The organism is Novispirillum itersonii subsp. itersonii ATCC 12639 (assembly GCF_000381985.1).
In the GTDB taxonomy this organism is placed as follows: domain Bacteria; phylum Pseudomonadota; class Alphaproteobacteria; order Rhodospirillales; family Rhodospirillaceae; genus Novispirillum; species Novispirillum itersonii.
Map to the genome: position 1 here is coordinate 251,932 of NZ_KB907340.1, position 17,417 is coordinate 269,348.

The following is a 17,417-nucleotide window of genomic DNA, read 5'->3' on the forward strand; positions in this document are numbered from 1 at the left end:
GATGTCCGGCGTCTGCGCCGGACCCTCACGGAAGGATTTTGCGGGATGAAACACGTTACGGACAGCAGCTTCGAAGCAGACGTTCTGAAGTCTGACCTGCCGGTTCTGGTGGATTTCTGGGCGGAATGGTGCGGTCCGTGCAAGCAGATCGCCCCGGCACTGGATGATATTTCCACCGAATTCGCTGGCCGTCTGGTGGTCGGTAAAGTCAATATTGACGATAACCCGATGACCCCGGCCAAGTTCGGGGTGCGCGGCATCCCGACCCTGGTGATGTTCAAGGGGGGGGAAGTCGCCGCCGTTAAAGTCGGTGCCCTGCCGAAATCCAAGCTGGTCGAGTGGGTTAACTCCGTGCTGTAACACACGGCAAGCACCCCGTAAAAAGCCCCGGACCTTCTGGCCGGGGCTTTTTCTATGGCCTGTCACAGGGTTCTCAGGCCTTGCCCTCTCCGGCCCGGCGTTCTCCGGGGGCCATGATCATGCAGGTGGTGGTTGCCGTCGCATAAATTTTCCCGTCTGCGTCCACCAGTTTTCCCTCTGCCGTGGCAATCCGGCTGCCTCGGTGGATCAGGGTGCCAATTGCCCGGACCGGGCCGGTTTTGACGGTGATGGCCCGGACCAGATTGATTTTAAACTCCAGCGTCGTATACGCCTCACCCGCTTTCAGGGTGGTATGCACTGAACAGGCCATGCAGCTGTCAAGCAAGGTCGCGGCAAATCCGGCATGGACGGTACCGATCGGGTTATAGTGATCTTCGGTCGGCGTCCCTTCAAACACGGCATGACCCGGGCTGATTTCCCCCAGCCCGAACCCAAGGGTCCGGGCAATTGGCGGGGCCGGATGGCGGCCTTCAAGAATGCCGTTCAGATAGGTCATACCATCTTCAGCAGAGATCTCGGCCAGCGGCAGGACCCCGTAGTGGGGACCGGACGGGGATACAGCAGTGGTCATCGTTTTCTCCCGGCTTCTTTTAATTGCATATACAATGTTGTATATGCAAAAAGTAGCGGTAGCAACGGAAATACCCTAGTATAGCGGATCGGTCAGCTTGCCCCGGATTTCGCCCCATGATGGCCTCCGCCCCCTACGCCAGCCCCTGCACCTGCTTTCAGATCCGGCGGGCAGCCCGGGTCATTACCGGGCGGTACGATGCTGCATTGGCCCCGCTGGGACTGCGGATCACCCAGTTTTCTGTTCTCGCCCATCTGATGACCACCCCCATCGCGCTGACCGCACTGGCTGACATGCTGGTCATGGACCGGACCACCCTGACACGGACCTTAAAGCCGATGCTGGCCGCAGGCTGGCTGACATTGGAAGCCGAAGCAACAGACCGCAGGGTCAAGCTCGCCCGCCTGACTGAGGCGGGAACCGCCCTGTTTGAACAGGCTGTCCCCCTCTGGCGGAATGTTCAGCGCGGTGTGAAGGACGATCTGGGGCGGGATTTCGTGCGGGATCTGCATGATCGCCTGACCACGGTGTGGGAAGGGTTATCTCACGCCCCTTGAGCAGTCAGGGCGCAGGAACCGTCGTCTGAAAACGGGCATAAACGGCGGCAAGCCGCCCATCCTCCTTCAGATGTGCCCATGCCGCAGTCAACCGGTTTGCCTGCTCCTGCGGTAGATCACGATGACAGGCATGCCAGATGGTCTGCACCTGCAAAGGCCCAAGAACCCGGACTCCTGACTTCTCATCATTGTCGAGAAGATCAAATGTCACCGACAACAGCACCCCATACCGGACGCGCCCGGCTGCAACCATTTTAACAACCGTGTCAGCTGTCGGGCGACTGTCATGCCGGATACCGGCCCCTTGCAGAAGGACCTGCCCGGCCCCATCCAGACTGACAATCCCTTTGGCTTCCGCGCGGCGGAGCATCTCGACCGAAACCGCTTCATCCGGTGTCTCTGACAAGACCGGGCCGATGACGATCACCCGTGTTTCGCTGACCGGGAACATCCAGCGCAGCGTCTGCTCCGTCTCAGCGGAGCGGGTGACGGCTGCCAGACAGCTCCCCGGATGATTGATCACCTGCTGATACGCCCGGTTAAAAGGAACAGGCACGTATTCCGGCTCGAGACCGGCTTCACCATATACCAGATCAAGGATTGCCTGCAGACGCTTCATCGCCTCCGTCGCGGCATACCGGGTTTCTCCAAACTGGCCAAACACCTTGACCGGCGCGGTTTCAGCCCGGGCAACACCTGATGAAAAGTCACAGGCGATGCAGAGAGCGATCATCCCCCATATGCCGGACAGCAGTGCCACCCGCCTGAGGGCCGACAGCGCCCCTGTCATTCTCATGCCCATACCCTTCCCTAACCCTGCTGACAGAGTACATCACCCCTGTCAGAAAGACTATCAGAGCGTCATAATCATCCGATCTTATTCGTCTTTTTGATAAAAACGATCACGACCTGCCCCGTGCGCCACAGAAATCATGACGGAAAAGCAATATTTGTGCATATAAAAAAACCTGCCCCTGAGTCTCAGGAGCAGGTTTTTCAGGGCAGACTGAAACTGTGGGGCTCAGCGCTTCAGCATCGGACCGACAGCGCCACCTCCCAGAACGTGGAAGTGGAGGTGGGGAACTTCCTGACCGCCATCTTCGCCGATGTTGGTAATGACACGATAGCCGCTGTCCCGCACCCGCGTCAGATCCGCCACCTTCTCAATGGCACGGAACAGGGCGGCGATTTCCACATCTTTCCCCAGTTGGGCCATTTCATTCAGAGACTTGTAGGGACCCTTCGGGATCACCAGAACATGCACCGGACGGGCCGGGGCAATATCATGGAACGCCAGAACGTGATCGTCTTCATAGACCGTATGGTTCGGGATTTCCCCGCGCAGAATGCGGGCGAAGATATTATTCGGATCGTAAGACATCACATCTCGCCTTTCTTTTTGCGGGACTTCTTTTCATCCAGACCGGATGTGCCAAAGCGGTTTTGCAGCTCAGCCCACACCTCTTCCGGCTTCACATCGCAGTCAGCCCACAGGGCTGTCAGATGGTACAGCAGATCCGCACTTTCTGAGATCAGCTCCGCCTTTCCCTCGACCAGTGAAGCAATGGCGATTTCCACCGCCTCCTCACCGACCTTCTGGGCAATCTTCTTCCGGCCTTTGGTGAACAGCTTGGCGGTATAGGATGCCTCCGGGTCACCACCCTTGCGGCTGGCGACAATCTCATAGAGGGCATCGAGGGTGTGTTGCGTGGTCATGCGGCTTACCCCATGCGCATGGGGATCCCGCGGGAGGCCATGTACTCCTTGGCCTGCTGCACGGTGTATTCCCCGAAGTGGAAGATTGACGCGGCCAGAACCGCAGTGGCGTGCCCCTCAAGAACCCCTTCCGCCAGATGCTCCAATGTGCCAACGCCGCCGGAGGCAATCACCGGGATCGACACCGCGTCGGCCACAGCCCGGGTGAGCGGCAGGTTGAAGCCCTGCTTGGTGCCGTCGCGGTCCATGCTGGTCAGCAGGATTTCTCCGGCCCCATAATCAGCCATCCGTCTGGCCCAGTCCACCGCATCCAGCCCGGTGGCATTCCGGCCACCGTGCGTGAAGATCTCGAACTTGCCGGGGGCGACTGATTTGGCATCAATCGCCACCACCACACACTGGCTGCCAAACTTCTCCGCTGCTTCACGGACAAACTCAGGACGGTGAACAGCCGCAGTGTTGATAGAAACTTTGTCAGCCCCGGCCAGAAGCAGCCTGCGGATATCCTCGTTGGTCCGCACCCCACCCCCGACGGTCAGCGGCATAAAGCACTGCTCCGCCGTGCGGGTCACCACGTCATAGAGAGTATCCCGGTTCTCAGACGAGGCTGTAATGTCCAGAAAACACAGCTCATCAGCCCCGGCGGCATCATAGATGCGCGCCTGCTCCACCGGATCCCCGGCATCACGCAGGCCGACGAAGTTGACCCCTTTGACCACCCGGCCGTCCTTGACGTCCAGACAGGGGATAATGCGCATTTTCATCATAGCGTGATTATCCCCGCAGAACGGCCAGTGCTTCGGCCAGATCGAGGCTGCCGTCATAAATTGCCCGGCCAGAGATCACCCCGGCAATCTCACCGCGGGTCATCTGCGCCGCCCGGTCACGGACGGCCGTAAGATCAGCCACCGATGACACCCCACCGGAGACGATCACCGGCGTTGACAGACGTTCTGCCAGTGCAACGGTTGCCTCGGTGTTCGGGCCGCCCATCGCCCCGTCGCGGTCGATGTCGGTGTAGATGATGGCAGCAACCCCGGCATCCTCAAACTTCAGCCCGAGATCAACGGCAGTGATGTCAGAGGTTTCAGCCCAGCCTTCCACCGCCACCATGCCTTTACGGGCATCAATGCCGACCGCCACCCGGCCCGGATGACGCCGGCAGGCCTCTTTCACCAATGCCGGATCACGGAGGGCGACGGTCCCGAGGATCACCCGGCGGACGCCCTTTTCCAGCCACATGTCGATGGTGGCATGATCACGGATACCACCGCCCAGCTGAACCGGAATATCCGGCCCCAGTGCCGCCAGAATGGCATCGACGGCCCCGGCATTGACCGGCTGCCCGGCAAACGCTCCGTTCAGATCCACCACATGCAGCCAGTCAATCCCCGCAGCCCGGAAACGGGCCGCCTGATCACCGGGCGAGGTGTTAAAAACGGTTGCGGCATCCATTTCGCCGCGCAGAAGCCGAACGCAGGCCCCGTCCTTCAGATCAATGGCAGGAAACAGAATCATTTCGGCGGCCCCTTATGGCGTCCAGCGCAGGAAATTGGTCAAAAGCTTCAGGCCAACCGCCTGACTTTTCTCCGGGTGGAACTGGGTTCCGACCATGGTGTCGCGGGCGATCATTGCTGTCACCGGCCCGCCGTAATCCACCGTCACCAGCCGGTGCGCCGGATCAGCACACTGCATATGGTAGCTGTGGACAAAATAGGCATGGTCGCCCGGCGCGATCCCGGTAAGAACCGGATGTGCCCCGCCGTCAAACACCAGCTCGTTCCAACCCATGTGCGGGATTTTCAGGGTCGGGTCCGACGGCGTCAGGGCTGAAACCTCGCCGGAAATCCAGCCCAGCCCCTCAAACGTGCCGTGCTCGACCCCACGTTCGGCCATCAGCTGCATACCGACACAGATGCCAAGAAACGGACGATGATGATGATGGACCACCTCGGTCAGGGCTTCAATCATGCCGGGAACGGCGGATAATCCGCGCTTGCAGTCCCCGAACGCCCCCACACCGGGCAACACCACGCGATCTGCCTTCCGCACCTGATCCGCATCATTGGTGACAAGAACGGTCTCGGTCAGACCGGCCTCACGCACCGCGCGGTCAAGCGCCTTGGCGGCAGAGCGCAGATTGCCCGAGCCGTAGTCGATGATGGCTACTGTCATCTGCGTCCTCGAAAGTAATCCGCCCCGGCAACAGGCATCGCACCGGCCCCGGGACTGTCGAATGGAAAAGCCGGTACACTATGGCCGACATGGCATACCGACGGGGCCACCCCCATGCGGGGGCAGCCCTGCGCTGTCTTAGCAGGAACCGGCGCAGGGATAAACCCCACACCACGCATGGATCATGCCTTTACCACTGTGGAACTGTAGCGGCCTCTTACAGGCTGCCGCCCAGAACCCCCTTGGTCGACGGGACCGCACCCGGCTTGCGCGGATCAATCTCCATCGCCTGCCGCAGGGCACGGGCCAGTGCCTTGAAGCAGCTTTCAATGATGTGATGGCAGTTTTCACCATAATGGTTCTGCACATGCAGGGTGATCCCTGCCGTCTGGGAAAATGCCTGGAACCATTCCTTGAACAGTTCGGTATCGAAATCACCGATCTTGTCGCGCGGGAAAGACACCTTCCAGATCAGATAGGGGCGGTTGGACAGATCAAGGGCCACCTGCGACAGGGTCTCATCCATCGGAATCAGGGCAGAACCGTACCGCTGGATGCCTGCACGGTCCCCCAGGGCTTTCGACACCGCCATCCCGATTGCCAGCGCGCTGTCCTCGGTCGTATGGTGGAAATCGATATGGGTATCGCCCTTGGCCCGCACGGTCAGGTCCATCAGCGAGTGGCGGGACAGCTGCTCAAGCATGTGATCGAGAAAACCGATCCCGGTGGAAACATCATACTGGCCGGTGCCATCAATGTTCACACTGACGCTGATTTCAGTTTCCTTGGTCTTCCGCTCGATGCTCGCCTGACGCATGGGTTTGCTCTCTGCTTGCGCTGCCGGGCTTATCAGGGACACCTGCACATCTCCCCCGGCAACGGGGATGGGGTTCAGGCTATGTAACAGCCCTGTCGGGCCCCGCCAAGATCCCCAACAGGGCCAGAAGCCAAAAAAAGCATGCGGATTACACCTCTTACTCGCTATTCTTGGCTGGTTTCAACTGGTTCACACAAAGAACCCCGAGTATTGTTCAATCCCCGGTCTGTAGCCCGACGCATCACCCTGTCTTATGGCAGGATGACAGCTTAGGTCCGGTCAGACGGGACAGGGGCCCGTCCCCTGGGGGTGTTGTATCCAGACGCAACGGACCGGGCCGGGCATAGGACTGACCACGCAAGATGGTGTGCCGATAATATGATTGACGATAAGCCGAAGGCTCGCCGCCGCCAGCCGATTACTGCCAAGGAATACGGACCGGATCCGGTTGACGTTCACGTTGGCAAGCGTATGCGCCTGCGCCGTACCCTTCTTGGCCTGAGTCAGGAACAGCTGGCCGCCGCCGTTGGCGTGACTTTTCAGCAGATTCAAAAGTATGAGCGTGGCTCCAACCGCGTCTCCGCGTCCCGGCTGTATGATGTCGCCCGTGTGCTTGGCGTCGAAATCTCCTTCTTCTTCGAAGATATCGGTAAAGACGTCACCGATGGTCGCCCGACCCAGCACCTGCCGGAACAGGCCGGGCTGCCTGAGGTCTCCGGGCTGCCGTCTTACGAACAGGACCCGCTGTCACGGAACGAAACCCTGGAGCTGGTCCGCTCTTACTGGAAGCTGCCAAGCTCCGATATGCGGAAAAACGTCCTGGAGCTGCTGCGCAGCATGGGGCGCCGCGACTGACCGCAGGACATCAGCGTTTCGCAGAACCGGACAGGGCCTGACCGGGGTCAGGCGGGCATTCAAACACCGGCAGGAGCTGTTCGGCTGACAGCTGGGTAATGTCCAGAAAGTGGATCACTTCGGCCATTTGAGGATAGTCGGGCCGAAGATTTCCGAGGTCAGTCTTGAACCGTTCCGCCACACTGATCAGGCTGGCAAGAATCTTGAACGGCTCAGAGCATGGCTCGGGCAGGGCTGGCGTCGTATGACGTAACCCGGCCCGTCGGCGCGGCGATCCCCCCTTGGCAGAAACAGAGGCCGCTGCGCCGATGGCAGTACCATCCACCGCTACCGGCCTTGAAGACGGGCCCTTCCCCTTATCTGACTGCTCTGCCATCGGTAGTCCTCCCCAGCGTGTTAGCTAAAACGGAAAATACAACCTTGACGATAGTAAGTTGCCGTTTTTGTTCGGCAAATCTATCAAGGGTTGCCGTTTGCGCAAAGCCGTTTCTGCTCTTTTAAAGAGCATTTTTTCGATTACTCGAAAAAAGAGTGCTGCTTTGACAGGACTCCACCCAGGCCTTCTCCCCAAACCTTGACCCATGTTTATCCCTGCCCCATGTTGAACCACAGCATGGGGGAGAGACAGCCCGCCGTCAGGCCCGGTTGATCCCGCCCGGCTGCGCCGTCAGTCTGCTTCTTTCATCACAGGGCCCGATCACCGATGCATGATTCCCCGACCAGTGCCGCGTGGCATGGCACCACAATTCTTTCTGTCCGCAAAAACGGTCGTGTCGTCGTTGCCGGTGACGGACAGGTGACACTGGGCAACACCGTCCTGAAAGCCAGCGCCCGCAAGGTCCGCCCGTTGGCGGGGGGCAAGGTCATTGTCGGTTTTGCCGGGGCCACCGCCGATGCCTTCACCCTGTTTGAGCGGCTGGAAGCCAAGCTTGAACAGTACCCCGACCAACTGTCGCGGGCCTGTGTCGAACTGGCGAAAGACTGGCGGACTGACCGCTATCTGCGCAAACTGGAAGCCATGATGGCTGTCGCCGACCGCGACACCTCTCTGATCCTGTCCGGAACCGGCGATGTGCTGGAGCCTGAGGATGGCCTGATCGGTATCGGATCCGGTGGGGCCTATGCCCTGTCTGCGGCCCGTGCCCTGATCGATATCGACGGACTGGATGCCGAGGCCATTGCCCGGAAAGCCATGAAAATTGCCGGTGATATCTGCATCTACACCAATCACTCTGTCACGCTGGAGAGCCTGTAAGCCATGACCGGATTCAGCCCGCGCGAAATCGTTTCGGAACTGGACCGTCATATTGTCGGCCAGCAGGATGCCAAACGGGCCGTGGCGATTGCCCTACGGAACCGCTGGCGCCGCCAGCAGGTGGCAGAGCCCCTGCGTGACGAAATTCTGCCGAAGAATATTCTGATGATCGGGCCGACCGGTGTCGGGAAAACCGAGATTGCCCGCCGTCTGGCCAAACTGGCGCAGGCACCGTTCCTGAAGGTTGAGGCCACCAAGTTCACCGAGGTCGGCTATGTCGGACGGGATGTTGACAGCATCATCCGCGACCTGCTGGAGAATGCGATTCAGGACAGCCGGGCGACCCTGCGCCGTCAGGTCACCGCCAAGGCCGAACTGGCAGCCGAAGACCGTGTGCTGGATGCCTTGGTCGGGGACAGTGCCAGCCCGGAAACCCGTCAGAAATTCCGGAAGATGCTGCGGGAAGGCAGCCTGAATGACCGCGAGATTGAACTTCAGGTCCGGGATACCGGCGCCGCCACGATGCCTTCCATCGATATTCCCGGAATGCCGGGGGCACAGATGGGCATGCTCAACCTGAACGACATCTTCGGCAAAGCCTTTGGCGGAGCCACCAAAACCCGCAAAATGAAGGTGTCTGACAGTTACGCAGTATTGCTGCGTGAAGAAGCCGACAAACTGCTGGACGAGGAACAGGTCGTCAAACAGGCGATCAGTGCCGTGGAAAACAACGGCATCGTCTTTCTGGATGAAATCGACAAAATCTGTGCCCGCGCAGAGGCCCGCAGCGCCGATGTCTCCCGCGAGGGGGTCCAGCGCGACCTGCTGCCCCTGATCGAAGGAACCACCGTCACCACCAAGCACGGCCCGGTCAAGACGGACCACATCCTGTTTATCGCCTCCGGGGCGTTTCATCTCGCCAAACCGTCAGACCTTCTGCCGGAACTGCAGGGCCGCCTGCCGATCCGGGTGGAACTGCAGCCGCTGACCGCTGAAGACTTCCGACGGATCCTGACCGAGCCGGAAGCCAGCCTGATCAAGCAGTATACTGCCCTGCTGGCCACGGAAGAAGTGACCCTGACCTTTGCCGATGATGCGATCACGGCTCTGGCCGAACTGGCCGCAGAGGTGAACCGTACTGTGGAAAACATCGGTGCCCGGCGCCTGCATACCCTGCTGGAGAAACTGCTGGAAGAGATCAGCTTCTCCGCACCGGACCGCAGCGGAGAGGCCATCACCCTGACCGGGGCCGATGTGCGGGACCGCATCGCCCCGCTGGCAAAGAAGAGTGACCTGTCAAAGTTTATCCTGTAAGACGGATGGACCGAAACCGGACGGGGGTGGCGATGCTGCCCCCGTCGCCGCTTCTGCCCCGTTTTCCCCGTATAGCTTCTGGAGTCCTCATGCGTCCGTCCGGCCGTTCCCCCGATCAACTGCGTTCCGTCAGCCTTGAAACCGGCGTCAATAAGCACGCTGAAGGGTCCTGCCTCGTGAAGTTCGGGGATACCCATGTCCTGTGCACCGCCAGCATTGATACCCGGGTACCGCCGTGGCTGCGCGGGCAGGGGAAGGGCTGGGTGACGGCGGAATACGGAATGCTGCCGCGAGCCACCGGCCAGCGGACCGACCGCGAAGCCGCCAAAGGCAAACAGTCTGGCCGTACACAGGAAATTCAGCGCCTGATCGGCCGGTCCCTGCGGGCCATCACGGATCTGACCGCCATGGGCGAAATGCAGGTCAAGGTGGACTGCGATGTTCTGCAGGCCGATGGCGGAACCCGTACCGCCTCGATCACCGGGGCCTATGTGGCGCTGGCGCTGGCCTTTGACCACGCCCTGAAAGCCGGCCAGATCAAGACTCACCCGCTGACCGACAGTGTCGCCGCCATTTCCTGCGGGCTGTACAATGGTATGGCCGTTCTCGATCTGGATTATGCGGAAGACTCTTCGGCGCAGGCGGATGCCAATTTTGTGCTGACCGGCAGCGGCAAGGTGATTGAGGTACAGGGCACCGCTGAAGACGTGCCGTTTACCCGTGCCGAGCTGAACCAGCTGCTGGATCTGGCGGAAGCCGGAATTGCCACACTGACTGTGGTGCAGGCTGACACCCTGACCGCCGCCCGCTCCATCGCCTGAGGCCCCTTCGGAGGATCTCTTCCATGACCGTATCCCGCCGCCTGAACCCCGGGGATACCCTGATTGTGGCCAGCCACAATGCCGGTAAAGTCCGGGAAATCAGGGATCTTCTGGCCCCGTTTTCCATTGATGTCCGGTCAGCCGGGGATCTGAACCTGCCGGAACCGGAAGAAACAGGCTCAACCTACGCTGAAAATGCCATCCTGAAGGCCGTTGCCGCTGCCACAGCGGCCAATCTTCCGGCTTTGTCTGATGACTCCGGGGTCAGCGTCAGCGCACTGGATGGCGCACCGGGAATCTATTCCGCCCGCTGGGCCGGGCCGGAAAAAGATTTCGCCATGGCAATGAGAAAAGTGATCGATCTGGTTGGCCCCAACCCCGACCGCTCCGTGGCGTTCATCTGCGTTCTCTGCGTCGCCTGGCCCGACGGGCACACCGAATGCTTTGAAGGCCGGATTGATGGCACCCTGACCGAGCCGAGGGGCACCAATGGCTTTGGTTATGACCCCTTCTTCACCCCGGACGGCTACGATCAGACGTTCGGGGAAATGGATCCGGCAGCCAAACACGCAATCAGCCACCGCGCCCGGGCTTTCACCAAACTGGTTGAGTCCTGCTTCACCGCATGATGCGTCCGTAAAAAACCGGTCCTGATCAGGGGCCGGTTTTTTATCGTCTCACTCTCTGCATTTTTGCAGATAGATATCGAGAAATTGCCGATTAATCTTCTATTCTTGCATAGATACTCTGATCTCAGACCACGAAACACCCGGCCATCCCCAATCGTTTGAGGAGTCTGAGCAATGACACAGCCTAAAACAATCCAGCAGATGCGTGGCGTTGATCCGGTACCGCCACCGCTGTCAAAGTCCGCTTTGATCATCATTGATGCCCAGCAGGAATATCAGAGCGGACCACTGGCTCTGCCCGGCCTTGACGCCGCCGTCGCAGAAACGGCGGCCCTTCTGGACCGGGCCCGGACTCTGGGAACACCGGTCCTGCACATTGTTCATCAGGGATCACCGGGCGGAGCCTTTGATCTGGATGCCCCCCGGGGCGCAATTCTGCCAGCCCTCGCCCCCCGGGCCGGAGAGCCGGTGATCCGCAAAACACGGGCCAGTGCCTTTGCCGGTACTGATCTGCAGCTGCGTCTGGCTGCCCTGGGGACCCCGCCGCTGGTGCTGGTCGGGTTTATGACGCACAACTGTGTGGCAGGAACAGCCCATTCAGCCTCGGCTCTGGGCATGACGGTTACTATTGTCAACAGCGCCAGCGCCACCCGTGCCCTTCCCCTGCCGAATGGTGGCGCGGTTGATGCCGACACCCTGCATCAGACAACCCTGAGCGGCCTGAGTGATACGATCGCCCGGATCGTTCCGCAGGCCGGGGACATCCCCGATCATTAATCTTCTTGCGCCGGGCCACGCCACAGGCACAGTAAGATAAGAGACCCCTGTCCCGGCGGTACGATGCGGAACCGCCGGGACGTCTCTTTTGCAGGAGGGCATAATGGAACACCTACAGGATACCGTACTGAAATGGACCGATACGGTTATGGCAATCATCGCCACCTACGGTCTGCAGGTGATTGCCGCCATTACCATCCTGCTTGTCGGGTGGGTCAGCTCGCGGTGGATATCTGGCCTTCTGGCCCGCACGCTGTCGAAGATCAAAGCCTGCGACAGCATGCTGGTGGAATTCTTCGCCTCTCTGGTCCGCTATGCCATTCTGGCATTTACCGTCATCGCGGTTCTTGAAAAGTTTGGGGTCGCCACCACCAGCTTTGTCGCCATTCTTGGGGCCGCCGGTCTGGCCATCGGTCTGGCTTTGCAGGGAACCCTAACCAGCGTTGCCGCCGGGGTAATGCTGCTGATCTTCCGCCCGTTCCGGGCCGGAGACAGCATCGAAGCCGGGGCAATCAGCGGTACGGTGAAAGGGTTATCGCTGTTCGTGACTGAATTGGCGACCGCCGATAACGTTAAGGTGATTGTTCCCAATTCCAAGCTGTGGGGGGATACCCTGCGGAACCTGTCCGCCAACCCCCGCCGCAAAATCGATTTCAGCCTGAATATCGGTTACCGCGAGGATGTTACAGGGGCCCTTGCCCTGCTGACTGACATCGTCAATGCCGATCCGCGGCTTGAACAGTCCCCCGCCCCCCAGGCCATCATTGCCGTACTGGGGGATGCAGGTCTGAAAATCAGCATCAGCGGCTGGTGTGCAGCCTCTGACGTCGGTGCCGTCAGGGCAGACCTGAACCAGACGATCGTAACCCGGTTCACCGCCGCCGGATATGCACTGGCCGTCGGGGGATAAAGCCCGGTCAGGCCTCTCCGATAACATGCAGGACGACATGGCGGGCATGCCCACGGGCGCGGTGTTCCATCAGGTACACCGCCTGCCAGTCCCCAAGCAGCATGTGGCCGCCGCCCACTGGTATAGACAGGCTGACGCCTGTCAGCATGGTCCGGATATGGGCGGGCATGTCGTCGTCCCCTTCCGCGATGTGCCGGTAGCGGTGAGGATCCTCTGGCACAATGCGCCTCAGGAACACTTCCAGATCATGGCGGACAGCCGGATCAGCATTCTCCTGAATTGTCAGGCTGGCTGACGTGTGTTGACAGAACACCGTCAGCACACCGGTCTGCACTCCCGTGTCCCGGATCCAGTGGTTTATTGCGTCGGTAATGTCGGTCAGATCTTGCCCGCGGGTGCGGATGGTCAGGGTCGTCTGGCTCTGGCGCATGGTGGTCTCCCCCTGTTTTATACCGGGAGCATGTTCCGATGAAACGGATCCGGATGCGCCGCAGGGGATGCTCTCTTTAAAACAGGAAGGGCATCTTCAGCCGCAACACCGCTGTCCACGTTCTCGGCAAACGCGTTCTCTGGAAAAGACAGTATACACCCCTTATCAGAGAAGGGGTTTAAGGATTTCCGAGAGCCAGTCAGCCACCACCCGGACCCGGCGACTGCGCAGAACATCAGACTGCACCGCCATCCACAGGGGACGGGTCACCACGACATCCTCCAGCCGGACCAGTCCTGCCCCCCGATCAGCAAGGATACAGGGCAGTACAGCCCGCCCCAGACCGGCCTGAGCAGCCGCCAGCAGCAATGCCGCCGAAGAGGCACGCAGGGCAGGGCGGCTTCCCTCAGCCTCCAGCCGGTCTGCCAGCCACCGCGCTTCCACAACATCCTGCAGGCTGTCATCATAGCCCAGCCATGGCAGACCCACCGGATCCCGCCCTACAGCGGCATACACCGCCATCGGCACTGCCCCCACACGGCGGACCATCACGCCCGGATCCTGCGGCATCGCCAGCCGCAGGGCGATATCCGCTTCACGCCGGTTCAGATTGGCATTGGACTGACTTCCCAGAAGATCCAGCATCAGACCGGGATAGCGCTGGTACAGATCGGGGATTGCAGGAACCACCAGACAGGTCAGCACCGACTCTACGGCCGTCAGCCGGACTGTCCCCGTCACCGTTTCCCCTTGCCGGAGAGCGTGAGCAACGCCGATCAGACCATCCTCAATCCGCCGGGCCTGAGAGAGTAACAGCTCCCCGGTTTCCGTCGGGATCATCTCCCCCTCGAAACGATGAAACAGAGCCCGGGACAGCGTTGCTTCCGCCGCCTGTAACCGTCGCGATACGGTTGTCTGATTAACCCCAAGATGCCGGGCCGCGGCCGACAGGGTCCGCCCTTCGGCAATCGCCAGTACAAGCCGCAGATCATCCCAATCCAATGGAAAAACATCAGGCTGCAGTGGATCGGTCATCCTCAGCCCCCGATTGCCCGTGGTGTCAGACCGCCGATGGCAGCAGCCCCCCAGATCCCGGACCGTGACAGCCCGGCGATGGTCTGGGCTGAAATACCGCCCAGCGCCAGAACAGGCAAACGGGTCTGCTGAACCCACCGCCGGACTCGCAGCCCCCCAAGGAACGGGGCCCCCGGATGGCTGAGGGTGGCAAAAACCGGGGACAATAGAACAGCATCGACCCCGGCCTGTTCAGCCCGTCGCAGGGCCGCAGGAGAATGGGCCGCTGCCGTAATAATACGTCCGGGCTTGCCCCGACGCCATTGCCAGAGCCGGGCCAATCCCCCAGCTTTTAGAACGGCCTCGGGCAGATGAATGCCGTCGGCCTCGATCCGGTCAGCCAATGGCAGATCCTGCACCGGGTCGCGCAGAGCCAGCATCACTCTCAGCCGCTGTCTGCGGGCAAGGGCTGCCAGTGTCAGTGCCAGCTCTTCCCGCCCGGGATCATCATAATGACGGATCAGAACAGCCGCCCCCGGCGGCAGCATCTGGGCTGCCTGAAGAGGGGCCCCACGCTGTGGATCAGTCATCAGAATCACCGCAGGCACTCTGCTGCAGGCCGCAAGCGCGGGATGATCGCGGCGTGTCTCGGAATTGAGCCGGAGAAGACGGTCTGTTAGGGTCACACTCATATCAGAACCATACCGGGTTCTCCCCGGTCTCAGCCACCAGGATTTTTGGTCATGTCTGCCGCTTCTGCCGTTGAAAACCTTCATGCCATCCGCACCGCCATCGCAGACAGTGCCCGCCGTGCCAAACGGGCGGAAGAAGCCGTGACGCTGGTCGCGGTTTCCAAGACTTTCGAGGCTGATGCCATCCGGCCGGTACTGGAGGCCGGGCAGAGGGTCTTCGGAGAAAACCGCGTGCAGGAAGCCCAGGGAAAGTGGCCGGCCCTGCGGGAAGCTTTCCCGGATCTGGAACTGCATCTGATCGGCCCGCTGCAGTCTAACAAGGCGAAAGAAGCCGTTGCCCTGTTTGACGTGATCGAAAGCGTTGACCGCCCGAAAATTGCAGAAGCACTGGCTGCGGAAATGCAGCGCCAGAACCGCTTTCTGCCGTGTCTGGTTCAGGTCAATACCGGTAAGGAAGCTCAGAAGGCCGGTATCCTGCCGGAAGAGGCAGATGCTTTTATTGCCCAATGCCGTACCCTTGGCCTGACCATCACCGGGCTGATGTGCATTCCGCCGGTTGATGAAGAACCGGCCCTGCATTTCGCCCTGCTGCGGGAGATTGGCCGCCGCAACGGACTGGCGGTTTTAAGCATGGGAATGAGTGCCGATTATCAGACCGCAGTGGCGCTGGGGGCCACCCATGTACGAGTGGGGTCAGCCCTGTTCGGAAGCCGCTGACAAACCGGCCTGAATGTCCATAACCGTCTGTGGCCCGCAATGGGCCAGTAACCACAGCAGATCGTCCCGGTGGAGGGCCACACACCCCTCCGTCGGGGTATACCCTTCCCGGGCAATGTGCATAAAAATCGCACTCCCCCGACCGGCCTGTGGCGGGTCATCGTTATATCCCAGATCAACGATCAGATCGTAGACCGCTTCTTCCCGCCACAGCTTTTCATGACCGGCCGCATAGGGCAGGGTCACCGGACGGTTATACAGCGGATCTGCGGCATCATCACACCAACCATCCCGCTCGGTCAGGGCCTGCACCGGCAGAGCGGTAGCAGGAACAACAGGCAAACGGTCAGGCCGGTACATCAGGTGCCGCAGAGCGAAGACACCCAGCGGCGTACAGCCATCCCCTTCCCGTTTCTGCTCAGCCGGAACACAACCGCCTTTGCCCAGCGCACAGGGGAACGTTTTTTCGCCTGCAGACAGGAGGCCGCGCGACGGCCCCGTCGCCGTGACAATAAGGCGGTTGAAAGGATCCACAGCCAAAGACCTCTTCCTGACATCAGTGTGATATCACCATAAAGGAAACGGGCGGAAAATTCCGCCCGGCATATTTTTCCCAGTGATTTATCCACAGATCAGGGCTCCCCCCATCAGGGGGCAGAAGTGACGCGATTGGTCTTTTGATAGGCAGAACTGGCTTTCATCATCGCCGAGTCAAACCACGCCGGAACATCAACCGGCCCGGCTGCGGCCTCTGCGGTCGGAGTGGCGGCCGGTTGGGTCGACGATGTTACCGACAGCCCGGAAGCCGGCACTGTCACCAACTGCGTCGGAGCAGTCTGGCGGCTGGCAGGCGCTGCCGCCGTCTGTTCCCGCCCACTCTTCTCTGAGGCAATCATCTGCGCGGAAACAGCCGTCGCCGAACGGGATGGAACCGTCATAAGCTTAGAGGCTTCCAAGCCCTGCGCCTGCATCGCCATCGCCAGATGGTCAGGTGTCGGCTGACTGTTGCGGGCCAGACGGGCCCGCGGACGGGTTGATTCCAGCGTCTGCGGGCGGGCGTTTGCCTCCTGCACCACCTTGGCAGCGGTTGCCTGCGTAGCAGCAGAAACGGGCGATACAGTGCCGATCAGCCCCAGTGGCGCTGTTGCTGCCGTAACAGCCACAGGAGAGGCCGCCGGGGCAGCCGCCTGCGCCGCAGGTGTCCCCTGAGCCGCATCAAACAGCCCGAGCGGGGCTGTGCGCTCAACCGTCGCAACCGGAGCGGCCTGTGCAGAGGCGACAGGTGTTTCCGCACCCGTGGCCTTGGCCATCTTGGCCGCTTTTTTGGCATCGTCAGCGGCAGCAGCCTGACGGGCATTTTCTCCGGCATCTTCGCCTTTGACCATGGCCACGACATGTTCGTCGATTGCAGCGCCGGTCATTTCCTTGACGCCAACATCCAGCGCCGCAAAACCAAGACCAATCGGCCCGAAAAACAGGGCTCCACCGGCCAGCTTGGCCCCGGAAGCAATGGTATCACCGGTCAGCTCGCGATAGATCGTATTGACGATCGGAATGTGCTGCAGTGGATTAACCACATCAAGCACATCCCAGAATGTCAGCCCTTCCTCATCACTGTCCTGAGCGGAGGAGGCTTCCTGATACTCTGCCAATTCAGCATTGCGGGAGCCGTTTTCGCTGATGTCGTACTCAGCCGCACGCTTTTTCTGGGCCTGAGCCGCAGTCGGCGTCAGCGGCGGGGTCTGACTGGATACAGGCAGAGTATCAACGGAACCAATGGCCATTG

The 17,417-nt window shown here is 60.6% G+C and carries 24 protein-coding genes; 10 read left to right on the plus strand and 14 right to left on the minus strand.

Features of this window, described 5'->3' with window-relative positions:
• The first annotated feature begins 45 nt into the window (after positions 1 to 45).
• A complete protein-coding gene (gene trxA / locus G365_RS0108335) occupies positions 46 to 360 on the plus strand; it encodes a thioredoxin TrxA (RefSeq protein ID WP_019645058.1) in 315 nt (104 codons plus the stop codon).
• Positions 361 to 433: 73 nt separating this feature from the next.
• On the opposite strand, the gene G365_RS0108340 is transcribed toward trxA, so the two are convergent.
• Entirely contained in the window at positions 434 to 952 is a 519-nt protein-coding gene (locus G365_RS0108340; RefSeq protein WP_019645059.1) for a PaaI family thioesterase, read from the minus strand.
• 116 nt (positions 953 to 1,068) lie between these two features.
• Here G365_RS0108340 and G365_RS20805 point away from each other — a divergent pair, with 116 nt between their 5' ends.
• Complete coding sequence (locus G365_RS20805) at positions 1,069 to 1,509, plus strand: MarR family winged helix-turn-helix transcriptional regulator (RefSeq protein WP_019645060.1); 441 nt, start codon at positions 1,069 to 1,071, stop codon at positions 1,507 to 1,509.
• Between the two features lie 4 nt (positions 1,510 to 1,513).
• Here G365_RS20805 and G365_RS0108350 read toward each other — a convergent pair whose 3' ends face one another.
• The 7 genes from G365_RS0108350 to hisB all read right to left on the minus strand — a co-directional run bounded on the left by G365_RS0108350 (position 1,514) and on the right by hisB (position 6,217).
• The gene (locus tag G365_RS0108350) at positions 1,514 to 2,305 is read right to left on the minus strand and encodes a hypothetical protein (RefSeq protein ID WP_155976192.1); all 792 of its coding nucleotides are present in this window, start codon (positions 2,303 to 2,305) and stop codon (positions 1,514 to 1,516) included.
• A gap of 225 nt (positions 2,306 to 2,530) precedes the next feature.
• Positions 2,531 to 2,890, minus strand: a complete 360-nt coding sequence (locus G365_RS0108355) for a histidine triad nucleotide-binding protein (RefSeq protein ID WP_019645062.1) — start codon at positions 2,888 to 2,890, stop codon at positions 2,531 to 2,533.
• Positions 2,890 to 3,225 (minus strand): phosphoribosyl-ATP diphosphatase, encoded by a 336-nt coding sequence (locus tag G365_RS0108360; protein WP_019645063.1) that lies wholly within the window; start codon positions 3,223 to 3,225, stop codon positions 2,890 to 2,892. Before G365_RS0108360 ends, G365_RS0108355 begins: the two co-directional genes overlap by 1 nt.
• Positions 3,226 to 3,230: 5 nt before the next feature.
• Complete coding sequence (gene hisF / locus G365_RS0108365; protein ID WP_019645064.1) at positions 3,231 to 3,992, minus strand: imidazole glycerol phosphate synthase subunit HisF; 762 nt, start codon at positions 3,990 to 3,992, stop codon at positions 3,231 to 3,233.
• Positions 3,993 to 3,999: 7 nt separating this feature from the next.
• Positions 4,000 to 4,743 (minus strand): 1-(5-phosphoribosyl)-5-[(5-phosphoribosylamino)methylideneamino]imidazole-4-carboxamide isomerase, encoded by a 744-nt coding sequence (gene hisA / locus G365_RS0108370; RefSeq protein ID WP_019645065.1) that lies wholly within the window; start codon positions 4,741 to 4,743, stop codon positions 4,000 to 4,002.
• 12 nt (positions 4,744 to 4,755) lie between these two features.
• Positions 4,756 to 5,400 carry an imidazole glycerol phosphate synthase subunit HisH gene (gene hisH / locus G365_RS0108375; RefSeq protein WP_019645066.1) on the minus strand — a complete coding sequence of 215 codons (645 nt, stop codon included), beginning with the start codon at positions 5,398 to 5,400 and terminating at the stop codon, positions 4,756 to 4,758.
• A 217-nt stretch (positions 5,401 to 5,617) separates the two neighbouring features.
• Entirely contained in the window at positions 5,618 to 6,217 is a 600-nt protein-coding gene (gene hisB, locus G365_RS0108380) for an imidazoleglycerol-phosphate dehydratase HisB (protein WP_019645067.1), read from the minus strand.
• Positions 6,218 to 6,595: 378 nt separating this feature from the next.
• Between hisB and G365_RS0108385 the strand changes: the two genes are divergently transcribed.
• The gene (locus G365_RS0108385; protein WP_019645068.1) at positions 6,596 to 7,072 is read left to right on the plus strand and encodes a helix-turn-helix domain-containing protein; all 477 of its coding nucleotides are present in this window, start codon (positions 6,596 to 6,598) and stop codon (positions 7,070 to 7,072) included.
• A gap of 10 nt (positions 7,073 to 7,082) precedes the next feature.
• On the opposite strand, the gene G365_RS0108390 is transcribed toward G365_RS0108385, so the two are convergent.
• Entirely contained in the window at positions 7,083 to 7,448 is a 366-nt protein-coding gene (locus G365_RS0108390) for a hypothetical protein (protein ID WP_155976193.1), read from the minus strand.
• A gap of 327 nt (positions 7,449 to 7,775) precedes the next feature.
• On the opposite strand from G365_RS0108390, the gene hslV reads away from it, so the two are divergent.
• The 6 genes from hslV to G365_RS20815 all read left to right on the plus strand — a co-directional run bounded on the left by hslV (position 7,776) and on the right by G365_RS20815 (position 12,778).
• Positions 7,776 to 8,327, plus strand: coding sequence for an ATP-dependent protease subunit HslV (hslV, locus tag G365_RS0108395; RefSeq protein ID WP_019645070.1), 552 nt, complete (start codon positions 7,776 to 7,778; stop codon positions 8,325 to 8,327).
• Between the two features lie 3 nt (positions 8,328 to 8,330).
• Positions 8,331 to 9,641, plus strand: a complete 1,311-nt coding sequence (gene hslU, locus G365_RS0108400; protein ID WP_019645071.1) for an ATP-dependent protease ATPase subunit HslU — start codon at positions 8,331 to 8,333, stop codon at positions 9,639 to 9,641.
• Positions 9,642 to 9,730: 89 nt separating this feature from the next.
• Positions 9,731 to 10,462 (plus strand): ribonuclease PH, encoded by a 732-nt coding sequence (gene rph / locus G365_RS20810; protein WP_019645072.1) that lies wholly within the window; start codon positions 9,731 to 9,733, stop codon positions 10,460 to 10,462.
• Between the two features lie 23 nt (positions 10,463 to 10,485).
• Positions 10,486 to 11,091: an RdgB/HAM1 family non-canonical purine NTP pyrophosphatase gene (gene rdgB, locus G365_RS0108410; protein WP_019645073.1), complete on the plus strand. Its 606-nt coding sequence runs from the start codon at positions 10,486 to 10,488 to the stop codon at positions 11,089 to 11,091.
• A gap of 174 nt (positions 11,092 to 11,265) precedes the next feature.
• Positions 11,266 to 11,868 carry a cysteine hydrolase family protein gene (locus G365_RS0108415; protein ID WP_019645074.1) on the plus strand — a complete coding sequence of 201 codons (603 nt, stop codon included), beginning with the start codon at positions 11,266 to 11,268 and terminating at the stop codon, positions 11,866 to 11,868.
• A gap of 103 nt (positions 11,869 to 11,971) precedes the next feature.
• Complete coding sequence (locus G365_RS20815; RefSeq protein ID WP_019645075.1) at positions 11,972 to 12,778, plus strand: mechanosensitive ion channel family protein; 807 nt, start codon at positions 11,972 to 11,974, stop codon at positions 12,776 to 12,778.
• A gap of 7 nt (positions 12,779 to 12,785) precedes the next feature.
• Here G365_RS20815 and G365_RS0108425 read toward each other — a convergent pair whose 3' ends face one another.
• The 3 genes from G365_RS0108425 to G365_RS20825 all read right to left on the minus strand — a co-directional run bounded on the left by G365_RS0108425 (position 12,786) and on the right by G365_RS20825 (position 14,812).
• Positions 12,786 to 13,208 carry a secondary thiamine-phosphate synthase enzyme YjbQ gene (locus tag G365_RS0108425; RefSeq protein ID WP_019645076.1) on the minus strand — a complete coding sequence of 141 codons (423 nt, stop codon included), beginning with the start codon at positions 13,206 to 13,208 and terminating at the stop codon, positions 12,786 to 12,788.
• Positions 13,209 to 13,373: 165 nt separating this feature from the next.
• On the minus strand, positions 13,374 to 14,243 hold the full coding sequence (locus tag G365_RS20820) for a LysR family transcriptional regulator (protein WP_019645077.1): 870 nt from the start codon (positions 14,241 to 14,243) through the stop codon (positions 13,374 to 13,376).
• A 2-nt stretch (positions 14,244 to 14,245) separates the two neighbouring features.
• Positions 14,246 to 14,812 (minus strand): thiamine phosphate synthase, encoded by a 567-nt coding sequence (locus tag G365_RS20825; RefSeq protein ID WP_169545091.1) that lies wholly within the window; start codon positions 14,810 to 14,812, stop codon positions 14,246 to 14,248.
• A gap of 153 nt (positions 14,813 to 14,965) precedes the next feature.
• Between G365_RS20825 and G365_RS0108440 the strand changes: the two genes are divergently transcribed.
• Positions 14,966 to 15,631, plus strand: coding sequence for a YggS family pyridoxal phosphate-dependent enzyme (locus G365_RS0108440; protein ID WP_019645079.1), 666 nt, complete (start codon positions 14,966 to 14,968; stop codon positions 15,629 to 15,631).
• Here the strand turns inward: G365_RS0108440 and G365_RS0108445 are convergent.
• Positions 15,608 to 16,165 carry a L,D-transpeptidase family protein gene (locus G365_RS0108445; RefSeq protein ID WP_245554726.1) on the minus strand — a complete coding sequence of 186 codons (558 nt, stop codon included), beginning with the start codon at positions 16,163 to 16,165 and terminating at the stop codon, positions 15,608 to 15,610. The genes G365_RS0108440 and G365_RS0108445 overlap by 24 nt on opposite strands.
• A gap of 113 nt (positions 16,166 to 16,278) precedes the next feature.
• Complete coding sequence (locus G365_RS22835) at positions 16,279 to 17,415, minus strand: hypothetical protein (RefSeq protein ID WP_019645081.1); 1,137 nt, start codon at positions 17,413 to 17,415, stop codon at positions 16,279 to 16,281.
• Between the last annotated feature and the right edge of the window lie 2 nt (positions 17,416 to 17,417).